The sequence below is a fragment of the Streptomyces sp. bgisy159 genome (assembly GCF_057707805.1).
Genome location: NZ_JBYIQX010000001.1, coordinates 83,814 through 95,886 on the forward strand (window position 1 = coordinate 83,814; position 12,073 = coordinate 95,886).

Sequence of the window (12,073 nt, forward strand, 5' to 3'; positions counted from 1 at the left end):
GGGTTGGCGGACCGCCCGGCGAGTGCTAGGAATCGCATATGCCGCAAGGATCCTCTCAGCACCGCCCGCACAGGGTCGCCGTGATCGTCGACGAGGGCATCAACCCGTTCGAGGTCGGCGTCGCCACCGAACTGTTCGGCCTGCCCCGGCCCGAGCTGGGGACCCCGGGGCCGCTGTACGAAGTGGCGCTGTGCACGCCCACGCGCGCGGTGCGCATGAACCACGGCTTCTTCACGATGACCGGCACCGCCGGACTGGACGCCGTGGACACCGCCGACACCCTCGTGGTGCCGGGCCGGCCGGACAACGTCGTACCGCGCGGCACCGACGTCCTGGACGCCATCCGCCGCACCCACGCGCGCGGGGCACGCCTGCTGAGCTTCTGCACGGGCACCTTCGCCCTCGCCGAGGCCGGGCTGCTGGACGGGCGCCGGGCCACCACGCACTGGATGTGGGCCGACGCCTTCCGCGCACTGCACCCCGAGGTGCGGCTCGAACCGGACGTGCTGTTCGTCGACGCGGGCGACGGCATCCTCACCGCGGCGGGCAGCGCCGCCGCGCTCGACCTCGGGCTGCACGTCATCCGGCAGGACCACGGCGCCGAGGTCGCCAACGCCGTGTCCCGCCGCCTCGTCTTCGCCGCGCACCGCGACGGCGGACAGCGCCAGTTCGTGGAACGGCCGGTGCCCGAGATCCGCGACGAGTCGCTCGCGCCCCTGCTCGCCTGGGCGCAGGAGCGGCTGGGCGAGCCGCTCACGGTGGCCGGCCTGGCGGCCCGCGCGGCGGTCTCACCGGCCACCCTCCACCGGCGGTTCCGCTCCCAGCTGGGAACCACGCCGCTCGCCTGGCTGACCGGCGAACGGGTGGCGCTCGCCTGCCGGCTGATCGAGCGCGGGGAGGAACGGCTGGACGTGGTGGCCGCCAGGAGCGGCCTGGGCACGGCCGCCAACCTGCGCACACTCGTGCGGCGCGAGACCGGGCTCAGCCCGTCGGCCTACCGGCGGCGTTTCGGAGGCGGCGACGGGGAACCGGTCACCGCATGAGATTCCTCGTACGCGACCGGATCCTGGGCTTCGGCGACGACTACTGGATCGAGGACGACCGCGGCGACAAGGTCTTCCTCGTCGACGGCAAGGCGATGCGGCTGCGGGACACCTTCGAGCTGAAGGACGCCCGTGGGCGGGTCCTGATCGAGATCCGCCAGAAGATGTTCGCCCTGCGCGACACGATGCTCATCGAGCGCGAGGAGGAGCCCCTCGCCCGCATCCGCCGCAAACGCCTCTCCCTGCTGCGCAACCACTACCGGGTGACCCTGGTCGACGGCACCGAACTCGACGTCAGCGGCAAGATCGCCGACCGCGAGTTCGCCGTCGAGTACGACGGGGAACTGCTCGCCGTGATCTCCCGCCGCTGGCTCCACATCCGCGACACCTACGGCGTCGACGTGGTCCGCGACGACACGGATCCCGCCCTGCTGATCGCGGTGGCGGTATGCGTGATCCACCTCGCGGAGAAGGAACGCGAGGACGACTGAGGCGGGGCGCCGGACGGGGGTCCCTCGGTGGGCCGCCCCAGCCGCCGTACGAGCCACCGCCCGAACCGCCGTGCCGGCCGCCCCCGAACCACCGCCCCGAACCGCCGTGCGGGACCGGAACGTCAGTGGCGTGGTGGCTGCAGGCCCAGGACCCGGTCCTTCAGGGCCGGGAACTGCTCCCGGGTGGCCCGGACCTTCGCCGGGTCGAAGTCCACGGTGAGGACCTCTTCGTCCGGCCCCGCCTGCGCCAGCACCTCGCCCCACGGATCCACCACGATCGAGTGACCGGCCTGTGGAACTCCCGCGTGTGTGCCGGCCGTTCCACAGGCGAGCACGAACGCCTGGTTCTCCACCGCCCGCGCCTGAGCCAGCAGCGTCCAGTGCGCCCGGCGGCGCTCCGGCCAGCCCGCCGGAATCACCAGGGTCTCGGCGCCGGCGTCGACGAGACCGCGGAAGAGTTCGGGGAAGCGGAGGTCGTAGCACGTGGCCACACCAAGGGTCGTCCAGGGCAGACGGGCCGTCACCAGATCACGCCCGGCTCCCATCAACACCGCCTCACCCTGATCGAAACCGAAGCGGTGGATCTTGCGGTAGGCGGCGGCCAGATCACCCGAGGGGGAGAGGACCAGAGACGTGTTGTAGAGGGAACCCCCGGGGTCGCGCTCGGGGATCGACCCGGCGTGCAGCCACACGCCCGCGTCGCTCGCCGCCTTGGCCATCAGTTCGTACGTCGGGCCGTCGAGCGGCTCGGCCTCGCGCTCGAAACCCTCGTAGGCGAAGGCCCCCGTGGTCCACAGCTCCGGCAGCACCACGAGGTCGGCGACGCCCGCCTGCGCGCGGACCAGTGAGGCGACGCGAAGGCGCCGCGAAGCGACCGATTCGCCCTCGTCTACAGCGATCTGGATCAGCGAGGCGCGCACACTACCACCGTCCTGGCATGGGAATCGTCCGTACCGGCCTACGATCGTCACACGAAAGCACTGCCGGGGTGCCTCACAGCAGCGTAACTTTGGGGCTCCCCCGTGTTCGAGCGCAGCCGAGAACCCGGGGGGTCCGAGACACCCGCCGAGTGCAGCCACCTCCCGCTGGCAACGCCGCCATCACCCGCCCGTGTACCGACCGCCGAGGGGTCCCGTTCCGTGAGTCTGCATCCCACCCTCCAGCCCTACGCCGACGCCTGGACCCACTCCATCGAAGCGATATCCGAGCTGGTGCAGCCCCTGGCGGAGGCGGACTGGAACCGCCGGACGCCGTGCCCCGGCTGGTCGGTGCGCGACATCGTGTCTCATGTCATCGGGCTGGACTGCGAGATGTACGGCGACCCGCGCCCCATCCACTCCCTGCCGCGCGACCTGTACCACGTCACCAACGACCTCCAGCGCTACATGGAGATACAGGTCGACGTCCGCCGTCACCACACCGCACCGGAGATGACGGCCGAGCTGGAGTACACGATCATCCGCCGCAACCGGCAGCTGCGGAACGAGACGCGCGCACCCGGCGCGACGGTACGGGGGCCGCTCGGCACCGAGCTGACCCTGGAGGAGTCCATGCGCGCGCACGCCTTCAACATCTGGGTGCACGAGCAGGATCTGCGCGCCGCTCTCGGCGTCCCCGGCAACCTGGACTCACCCGGCGCGCACATCGCCCGCGACGTGCTCCTCGACGAACTGCCCACCGTCGTCGCGGAGAAGTCCGACGCGCCGCGCAGCTCGGCGATCGTCTTCGACGTGAACGGACCGATCGAGTTCCTGCGCACCGTGCGCGTGGACATCCAGGGCCGGGGCACGGTGGAGACCGCCCCCGCCCTCGGGCCGGCCGCCTCCTTCGCCCTCGACTGGGAGACGTACGTACGGCTGGCCTGCGGCCGCGTGAGCCCGGAGTCCGCCGCCGACCGCATCAAGGCGGAGGGCGACCCGGAGCTGACGGCGGCGATCCTGCACAACTTCACGGTGACCAAGTAGCGGGACGGGTGAGGCGGGACGCCTCACCCCACCTCACTCCACCGGAGCCGGTGTGCACCCCGCGCGGACCGGTATGCGCCCGCGCGAGCCTCCGCGGACGTGCGAGCCTCCGCGGACGTGCGGACCGAGCCGGTAAGCGTCGGCACCGAACCGGTGGGCGTCCCCGCGGCCCCGCTCGCCACGGGGCCGTGCCCGCCCGGGTGAGCGCGGCGCCCAGCGGAGCCGGGCGCGCCGCCCGCCCCGACCGCGCGCGCCCGCTGCGCACCGCGATCAGCCGGCCCGCGCGCTCCGTCACGCGTCCCTGCCCAGGCCGCCGGGGCGCGGCCCCGACCAAGCCGGTGCCCGGCCGGTCCGGGTGGGCCGCTCGCGGCGGGCCGACTCCGGTGCGCGCAGTCGGGTCGCGCCCGGCGTCACGCGCCCGGCTCCCGGCTCCCGGCTCTCGGTTCACGCGCCCGGCCCCCGGCTCACGCCGGCACGTGCACGGTTTCCACCCGGCTGGCGACCAGCCGTTCCCGCTCGCGGCGGGCCGCCCGCCCGCGCAGGCGCAGGATCTGGCCGATTCCCAGCGCCTGCAGCACGAACACCGCCGAGAAGGCGGCCGAGTAGTTGTCGCCGGTCGCGTCCAGCAGCACGCCGACCGCGAGCAGCGTCGTCATCGACGCCACGAATCCACCCATGTTGGTGATCCCGGAGGCGGTGCCCTGACGCTCCGGCGGGTTCGCCGGGCGGGCGAAGTCGAAGCCGATCATCGATGCCGGGCCGCACGCGCCGAGCACCGCGCACAGCGTGATCAGCAGCCACATCGGCGCGTGCTGCCCCGGGTAGGCCAGCGTGGCCGCCCACAGCAGGGCCGTCGCGCCGACCGTGCCCAGGGCCAGCGGGAGCCGCGCGCCGTGGTGCCGGGCGACGATCTGGCCGTAGACCAGGCCGATCACCATGTTGGACAGCACGACGAGGGTGAGCAGCTCACCGGCCGTGGCCCGGGTCAGCCCCTGGGCCTCCACGAGGAACGGCAGACCCCACAGCAGCAGGAACACCATGGCCGGGAACTGCGTGGTGAAGTGCACCCACAGGCCGAGCCGGGTCCCCGGCTCCCGCCAGGAAGCGGCGATCTGCCGGCGCACGTAGGCGGCGCCCCGGTGCGCGGAGGGCTCCGGTTCGAAGCCCTCCGGGTGGTCCTTCAGGAACAGCAGGAGCAGCACGAGGACCACCACACCGGCGCCCGCGCTGCCCGCGAAGGCCTGCGTCCAGCCCACGCCGTGCAGCAGCCGGGCCAGGACGAGGGTGGAGACCAGGTTGCCCGCCATGCCCGCCAGGCCGGCCAGCTGCGCCACCAGCGGCCCGCGCCGGGCCGGGAACCAGCGGGTGCCCAGCCGCAGCACGCTGATGAACGTCATCGCGTCGCCGCAGCCCAGCAGCGCGCGCGAGGCGAGCGCCGTGCCGTAGGACGGGGACAGCGCGAAGCCGAGCTGCCCGGCCGTGAACAGCACGACGCCGATGGTCAGCACCCGCTTGGTGCCGAGCCGGTCCACCAGGAGGCCGACGGGTATCTGCATGCCCGCGTAGACCAGCAGCTGCAGGATCGAGAACGTCGACAGGGCGGAGGCGTTCACGTGGAAGCGGTCGGCGGCGTCGAGACCGGCCACGCCCAGCGACGTGCGGAAGATGACCGCGACGAAGTACACCGAGACGCCGATGCACCACACGGCGACGGCGCGTCGGCCGCCCGGAGGGTCACCCGGAAGGGTGGTACCGCGAGCGGGGCTCACCGGACCTCACCGCGTGCCAGGTGGGAGAACCAGCCGATGTGCCGGTGGACGAGGTCGACGGCGCCCTGCGCGTCCCCCTCGCGCAGGGCTTCGAGGATCTCCTCGTGCTCGCCCAGCGTCTTGGCGACGCGGTCGGGGTGGGAGTGCATGACCGCGACACCCATGCGCAGCTGGCGGTCGCGCAGCTGGTCGTAGAGGCGGGAGAGGATCTCGTTGCCGCCGCTGCGGACGATCTCGGCGTGGAAACAGCGGTCGGTGACGGCGGCCGCGGCCAGGTCGCCCGCGGCGGCCTCCCGCTTCTGCCGGGCCAGCAGCTCCTCCAGGCGGTCGATCAGGCCGGGCGGGGCGGGCACCGCCTTGCGGGCCGCGTGCTCCTCCACCAGCAGCCGGGTCTCGACGACATCCGCGATCTCCTGCGCGGAGACCGGCAGGACCAGGGCGCCCTTCTTCGGGTAGAGCCTGATCAGCCCCTCGGCCTCCAGGCGCAGCAGCGCCTCGCGCACGGGCGTCCGCGACACCCCGACGGCCTCGGCCAGCTCGCCCTCGGTGAGGAGGGTGCCGCCCTCGTAGCGGCGGCCGAGGACGCCCTGCTTGACGTGGGTGTAGACGCGGTCGGCTGCGGGAGGTTGCTTCACGGCCATGGTCATGGCGACAGGATAGATACAACACGCACGCAGGAGAGATGCGCGTCCACCATCCGGACCTGGCCCGGGACCTGGACCGGGCCCCGGCCCGGGGCCCGGTCTCGGCACGGACCCGGCCCCCGCCCCAACCTCCGCCTCAACCCCCTGCGCGGCCGACGCTTTTCCGAAGTGCCCCGGCGGCCGCACAACCATCTGTGCTAGTTACGTGTCTCACACGTGCGGCACGACCAGCTTCCCCAACTCCGCCGCGCATCAGGGGACTACGACGCAATCGGGGTAACTCTGTTGATAACTGCCATTCAGGGCGTCCGGGTTCGCCGAGCCGCCGCCGTCGCCGTCACCACCGGCGCGGTGCTCACGGCCGGCGCCGTCACCGCGGCACCCGCCCAGGCCGTCGCCGCGCCGACGATCGCCGCCCAGGCGGGCTATGTGATGAACGGCTCCAACAGCTCCCAGCTGTACGCCAAGGGAGCCGACACCAAACTGCCGACCGGCTCGACGACGAAGATCATGACCGCCAAGGTCGTGCTCTCCCAGTCGAATCTGAACCTCGACGCCAAGGTCACCATCCAGAAGGCCTACAGCGACTACATCGTGTCGCGCGGCGCCTCGTCCGCCCATCTGATCGTGGGCGACAAGGTCACCGTCCGCCAGCTGCTGTACGGCCTGATGCTGCCCTCCGGCTGCGACGCCGCCTACGCGCTCGCCGACAAGTTCGGCACCGGCACGACCCGGGACGCGCGCGTGAAGAGCTTCATCTCCAAGATGAACACCACGGCCCGGTCGCTGGGCATGACCAACACCCACTTCGACTCCTTCGACGGCATCAGCAACGGCGCCAACTACTCCACGGCGAAGGACCTGACGAAGCTGGCGGCCAACGCGCTCAAGAACTCGACGTTCCGCACGATCGTCAAGACCAAGTCGTACACGGCGAGGACCACCACCAGCACCGGCTCCACCCGCACCATGGCGACCTGGTACAACACCAACGGGCTGCTGAGCAGCTACAGCGGCACCATCGGTGTGAAGACCGGCTCGGGCACCGAGGCCAAGTACTGCCTGGTGTTCGCTGCCACCCGCAACGGCAGGACCATCATCGGCACGGTCCTGGCCTCGACCAACGTCACCACCCGCACCTCCGACGCGACCAAGCTCCTCGACTACGGCTTCGCCAGGAGCAGCCAGCCCCAGGGCACCATGCGGTTCGTCCGCCCCACCCACCGGTAATCGGAAATCCGTTTGTACGGCTCCCCCTCGCCCTCTAGCGTCACTCCCATCGACGTGTAGCTCAGCAGCAGAGCGCCGGGCTCGAGACCCGGAGGGCGCGGGGGCGGCACCCGCCACGTCGGCTATGAACGACCACGCTGACCAGCAGCACCCCGCCCACGTGAACCCCGGATACGCGGCCGGCCGGCTGGCCGCGGCGCTCCGGACGGCGGCCGGCCACGACGATGCCGGCACCCGGCGCCGCGCCGAGCAGCGCGGCCATGCCTGGCGGGCCGTCCTCGCGGGCATCGCGAACGGCACGCTGACCGTCGGCTCGCGCACCCCGGTCGCCGGACTGCCCGCCTGGGTGACCCCCGAGGTGCTGCGCGGCGGCTTCGCCACCGGCGAGCCCTGCGCGGGCGGACCGCTGCTCGCCCACGAGACCGCCGCCGCCCGGAGCGCCGGCGTGCCCGAGGACCGGCAGGCGCTGTTCGAGTACTTCCTCACCGAGGACGGGCTCACGCGGCTGTACCGCCTGCTCGACAGCGAGCGGTACGAGATCGCCGTACCGGAGGAGGCCGCGCTGCTCACCGTCGCGTGGCTGGTCCGGGCGGGGGAGAGGGACGCCGCGCTGGACCTGGTGGCCGAGCTGGCGCCGTTCGCGGCGCGGCTGCGGTTCACACCCCGGCCGACGGCCCGGCCCGCGCCGGACGCCGCCTGCGTCCACCGCCGCACCGTCGCCGACGCCCGCGACACCCTGGCCGCGCGGCGGCCCGGCCGGGCCGTGGAGACCCAGCGGGAGGCGCTCAGCGTGTGGCAGCCCTTCGGCGACGAACTCCTCGCCCACTGGCTGGAGGTCACGGCCGACAACGGCTGGATCGACCTGCCCGAGCACACCCCGGGCGACCCCTGGCACGCGCGCGGCGCCGAACTGCTGGCCCGCTACCGCGAACTGGCCCGGCGTCACACCCTGTGCACCAAGCACCGCAGGCCGAAGGAGAACCTCGCGGTGCTGCGCGGCACCCTGGAGGACGTCGTCGCCGGGCGACGGCCCGCCGCGCGTCGGCTGGGGCTGCTGTCGGCCGCCGTCACCGCCATGGTGCGCCGGCGCGGCCGGCCCGGCTCCGAGCGGCACACGGCCCTGCGCCGGCAGCAGGCCGCCCAGGCCGCGCTGCCCTCCCACCACGCTCTCGCCCAGCTGGTGCTGACCCGGCTCGACGACCTGCCGGCGGACGGCGGGGTGCCGGACGTGGAGCCGTTGACCGCCGACGTCACCGAATGGGAGGCGGCCGGTACCGGGCTGCCGCTGGGCGCCGCCGTGCCTCCCGCCGTGCGTCGGCCCGTCGAGGCCGCGCTCAGCGCGCCCCTCGGCACCCTCGTGGCACGCGGGGTGATCCCGTCGGCCGAGGTGCTGGCCGAGCTCGTGCCGCAGCTCGTGGCCGCCACCACCGCCCAGGCACACCCCGACCCGGCGCTGCGCACCCTGGCCGCCGCCAACTACCGCGCGTTCCGGGGCCGCCGCTCCCTGCTGCTGCTCAACCTGGAGCGGCAGGTGCGGGTGGCGGAGCTGCCCTGGGTGCGTGCCGTCGCCGCCCACCGGGCCGACGCCGGCGCCGATGCGGTCGCCGCCGCCGCGCTGCGGCAGCTGGGCGAGCTGGCCGTCGGGGCGTTCCCGGGCACGATCCTGCCCAACCCGCTGGTCCGCGAGCTGTCCGAGCTCGCCGGGCAGGCCGACCTCGGCGCGCCCTTCGTGGAAGAACTCGCCGCGGACATCTTCATGGGCGCCTTCACGCCCAAGTTCCTGACGGCGGCCCGGGTGGCCGCCGAACTGCTGGGCGGCGGTTCCCTGTACGAGCGGTACTACGCCGTCGACTACCGGGCCGTGCGCAACCTCGCCGTGGTGGAGGCCGGGCAGGCGGCCCGGCGGTCCTACGGCGCCCGCACCTCCCCCGGGTTCGCCGAGCTGTGCGCTCGACGGGCCGCGGACCTCGCTCCCGGCTCCGGCCAGGGCTCCGAGGTCGCCCGGAACGGCACGGTGATCGAGCAGGCGCAGATCCTGACCACCCACAACCTGGCCACGCTGGTCCACCGGGCCGGGGTCGCCCCCGAGACGGGGTGGGACGACCTGGCCCGCCGGTCCTTCACCACGGTGTGCCGGCTGACCGCGCGCCTGCAGCACCACCCGCGCCCGCTGGGCACGATCAAGGACGTCGCGTACGCCTGGCGGCAGATGGTGTTCCACCTGTCGCTGTGCACGCCGGGCGCACGGGTCCGCACCCTGGCCCGGCTGCCGGAGGAGGCCGCCCGCCATCCCTGGCACGTCGCCGCCCGGCTCGCCCCCGCGCTCACCGGACTGTGTCAGGTCGCGGAGGGCGGCTCGGCGCGGGAGGGCGCGGGACGGATGCTGCTGGGCTGGAGCACCGGCGGCCACTGGCTGCGGCCCGACCCGGTGTCCTCCGACCCGGCAGCGTCCCCTCGGGGGCCGCTCACGCCCAGGTGATCAGGCGCTTCGGCTCCTCCAGGACGGCCGCGACGTCCGCCAGCACCTTCGAGCCGAGTTCGCCGTCGACCAGACGGTGGTCGAAGCTGAGCGCCAGCGTGGTGACCTGACGCGGCTTCACCTTGCCCTTGTGGACCCACGGCTGGAGCTTGATCGCGCCGACCGCGAGGATCGCCGACTCGCCGGGGTTGAGGATCGGCGTGCCGGTGTCGACGCCGAAGACGCCGACGTTGGTGATGGTGACCGTGCCGCCCTGCATCGCCGCGGGGGAGGTCCGGCCCTCCTTGGCCGTGGCGACCAGCTCGGCGAGCGCCTCGGCGAGCTGGGGCAGGGTCTTGTCGTGCGCGTCCTTGATGTTCGGCACGATCAGACCGCGCGGGGTGGCCGCCGCGATGCCGAGGTTGACGTAGTGCTTCAGGACGATCTCCTGGGCCGCCTCGTCCCAGGACGCGTTGACCCCCGGGTTGCGCTTGATGGCGACCAGGAGGGCCTTGGCGATCAGCAGCAGCGGGTTGATCCGCAGCCCCTGCAGGCCGTACTTCCCGGCGTCCTGCTTGAGTTCCTCGACCAGCTTCATCGTGCGCGTGACGTCGACCGTCACGAACTCGGTGACGTGCGGGGCGGTGAACGCCGAGCCGACCATCGCCGCCGCCGTCGCCTTCCGCACACCCTTGATCGGGACCCGGGTCTCCCGGGCCGTGTCGTACGACACGGCCGCGGGTGCCGGTGCGGCGGCCGGGGCGTGCGCGTGGGCGGCCTCGGCCGGTGCCTGGGCCGCCGACGGGGCCGCGACCGCCTCGGACGCCCGGGCGGCGGCCGCGTGGACGTCCTCGCGCGTGACGATGCCGTCCGGGCCGGTCGGGGTGACCGTCGCCAGGTCGACGCCGAGGTCCTTGGCCAGCTTGCGCACCGGCGGCTTGGCCAGCGGCCGGGACCGGTCGGCACCGGCCGGGGCCGGGGCCGGGGCCTCGGAGACCTGGACGCCGCCGCCGTGGCCGTTCAGTTCGGCCTGGACCGCCTGCGCCGCCGGTTCCACCGGTCCGCCCGGGGCCTTGCGGGGGCGGCGCTTGGTGGAGGACGCGGCGACGCCGTAGCCCACCAGGACGGGCTGGCGGCCCTCCGGCTGGGCCTCCTCCGGCTGCGGGGCGGGCGCCTCGGCAGCGGGCGCGGGGGCGGCCGACTCGGCGGCGGGCGCCGGGGCTCCCCCGTTCACGTCCACCGCGATGATCGAGGTGCCCACGTCGACCGTGGTGCCCTCCTCGAAGTGCAGGGCGCGGACCACGCCGTCGTAGGGGATGGGCAGCTCGACGGCCGCCTTGGCGGTCTCGACCTCGCACACCACCTGCCCGTCGGTGACGGTGTCACCGGGCTGGACGTACCACTTGAGGATCTCGGCCTCGGTGAGTCCCTCGCCCACGTCGGGCATCTTGAACTCGCGCACGGACGCGTCAGTCATCGTCGTCACGACCCTCTCCTCAGTACGCCAGGGCACGGTCGACGGCGTCGAGCACCCGGTCCAGGCCCGGCAGGTACTCCTCCTCCAGACGCGCCGGCGGGTACGGGGCGTGGTAGCCGCCGACCCGGAGCACCGGGGCCTCCAGGTGGTAGAAGCAGCGCTCGGTGATGCGCGCGGCGATCTCCGCGCCCGAGCCGAAGAACACCGGGGCCTCGTGGACCACGACCAGGCGGCGGGTCTTCTCGACCGACGCCTGGACGGAGTCGAAGTCGAGCGGGGACACCGAGCGCAGGTCCAGGACCTCCAGGTTCCGGCCCTCCTCGGCGGCCGCGGCGGCGACCTCCAGGCACGTCTTCACCATCGGGCCGTACGCGGCCAGGGTCAGGTCGGTGCCCTCGCGCACCACCCGCGCCTTGTGCAGCGGGCCGGGGATCGCCTCGGTGTTGACCTCGGCCTTGTCCCAGTAGCGCCGCTTCGGCTCGAAGAAGATCACCGGGTCGTCGCTCTGGATGGCCTGCTGCATCATCCAGTACGCGTCCGACGCGTTGGACGGGGACACGATCTTCAGGCCGGCCACGTGCGCGAAGAGCGCCTCCGGCGACTCGGAGTGGTGCTCGACCGCGCCGATACCGCCGCCGTAGGGGATGCGTACGACGACCGGCAGCTTGACCTTGCCGAGCGAGCGGGCGTGCATCTTCGCCAGCTGGGTGACGATCTGGTCGTACGCCGGGAAGACGAAGCCGTCGAACTGGATCTCCACCACCGGGCGGTAGCCGCGCAGCGCGAGGCCGATCGCGGTGCCGACGATGCCGGACTCCGCGAGCGGGGTGTCGATGACGCGGCTCTCGCCGAAGTCCTTCTGCAGGCCGTCCGTCACCCGGAAGACGCCGCCGAGCTTGCCGACGTCCTCACCCATGATCAGGACCTTGGGGTCCGCCTCCAGGGCGTGCCGCAGCGACTCGTTGATCGCCTTGGCCAGAGCCATCTTCTCCGCCAT

The 12,073-nt window shown here is 73.3% G+C and carries 10 protein-coding genes and 1 tRNA gene; 6 read left to right on the forward strand and 5 right to left on the reverse strand.

The window, feature by feature from the left end; genetic code table 11:
• The first annotated feature begins 38 nt into the window (after positions 1–38).
• The gene (locus AC3ET3_RS00420) at positions 39–1,043 is read left to right on the forward strand and encodes a helix-turn-helix domain-containing protein (protein WP_435611420.1); all 1,005 of its coding nucleotides are present in this window, start codon (positions 39–41) and stop codon (positions 1,041–1,043) included.
• Positions 1,040–1,534 (forward strand): LURP-one-related/scramblase family protein, encoded by a 495-nt coding sequence (locus AC3ET3_RS00425; RefSeq protein ID WP_432133607.1) that lies wholly within the window; start codon positions 1,040–1,042, stop codon positions 1,532–1,534. The genes AC3ET3_RS00420 and AC3ET3_RS00425 overlap by 4 nt, the downstream gene beginning before the upstream one ends.
• A gap of 122 nt (positions 1,535–1,656) precedes the next feature.
• Here the strand turns inward: AC3ET3_RS00425 and AC3ET3_RS00430 are convergent, their stop codons facing one another.
• Positions 1,657–2,454 carry a carbon-nitrogen family hydrolase gene (locus AC3ET3_RS00430; protein WP_432133606.1) on the reverse strand — a complete coding sequence of 266 codons (798 nt, stop codon included), beginning with the start codon at positions 2,452–2,454 and terminating at the stop codon, positions 1,657–1,659.
• Between the two features lie 219 nt (positions 2,455–2,673).
• On the opposite strand from AC3ET3_RS00430, the gene AC3ET3_RS00435 reads away from it, so the two are divergent.
• Positions 2,674–3,498 carry a maleylpyruvate isomerase family mycothiol-dependent enzyme gene (locus tag AC3ET3_RS00435; protein WP_432133605.1) on the forward strand — a complete coding sequence of 275 codons (825 nt, stop codon included), beginning with the start codon at positions 2,674–2,676 and terminating at the stop codon, positions 3,496–3,498.
• 464 nt (positions 3,499–3,962) lie between these two features.
• On the opposite strand, the gene AC3ET3_RS00440 is transcribed toward AC3ET3_RS00435, so the two are convergent.
• Both AC3ET3_RS00440 and AC3ET3_RS00445 read right to left on the reverse strand, forming a co-directional pair.
• Positions 3,963–5,267: an MFS transporter gene (locus tag AC3ET3_RS00440; protein ID WP_432133604.1), complete on the reverse strand. Its 1,305-nt coding sequence runs from the start codon at positions 5,265–5,267 to the stop codon at positions 3,963–3,965.
• The gene (locus tag AC3ET3_RS00445; RefSeq protein WP_432133603.1) at positions 5,264–5,914 is read right to left on the reverse strand and encodes a GntR family transcriptional regulator; all 651 of its coding nucleotides are present in this window, start codon (positions 5,912–5,914) and stop codon (positions 5,264–5,266) included. Before AC3ET3_RS00445 ends, AC3ET3_RS00440 begins: the two co-directional genes overlap by 4 nt.
• A gap of 282 nt (positions 5,915–6,196) precedes the next feature.
• Here AC3ET3_RS00445 and AC3ET3_RS00450 point away from each other — a divergent pair, with 282 nt between their 5' ends.
• From AC3ET3_RS00450 to AC3ET3_RS00460, 3 genes are all read left to right on the forward strand, one after another.
• A complete protein-coding gene (locus AC3ET3_RS00450) occupies positions 6,197–7,141 on the forward strand; it encodes a D-alanyl-D-alanine carboxypeptidase family protein (protein ID WP_435611421.1) in 945 nt (314 codons plus the stop codon).
• A gap of 50 nt (positions 7,142–7,191) precedes the next feature.
• Positions 7,192–7,263: transfer RNA gene (locus AC3ET3_RS00455), tRNA-Ser, on the forward strand.
• Between the two features lie 2 nt (positions 7,264–7,265).
• The gene (locus tag AC3ET3_RS00460; protein WP_432133601.1) at positions 7,266–9,620 is read left to right on the forward strand and encodes a hypothetical protein; all 2,355 of its coding nucleotides are present in this window, start codon (positions 7,266–7,268) and stop codon (positions 9,618–9,620) included.
• Here AC3ET3_RS00460 and AC3ET3_RS00465 read toward each other — a convergent pair.
• Both AC3ET3_RS00465 and AC3ET3_RS00470 read right to left on the reverse strand, forming a co-directional pair.
• Entirely contained in the window at positions 9,607–11,085 is a 1,479-nt protein-coding gene (locus AC3ET3_RS00465) for a dihydrolipoamide acetyltransferase family protein (protein ID WP_432133600.1), read from the reverse strand. The genes AC3ET3_RS00460 and AC3ET3_RS00465 overlap by 14 nt on opposite strands.
• 10 nt (positions 11,086–11,095) lie before the next feature.
• Positions 11,096–12,073, reverse strand: a complete 978-nt coding sequence (locus AC3ET3_RS00470) for an alpha-ketoacid dehydrogenase subunit beta (protein ID WP_432133599.1) — start codon at positions 12,071–12,073, stop codon at positions 11,096–11,098.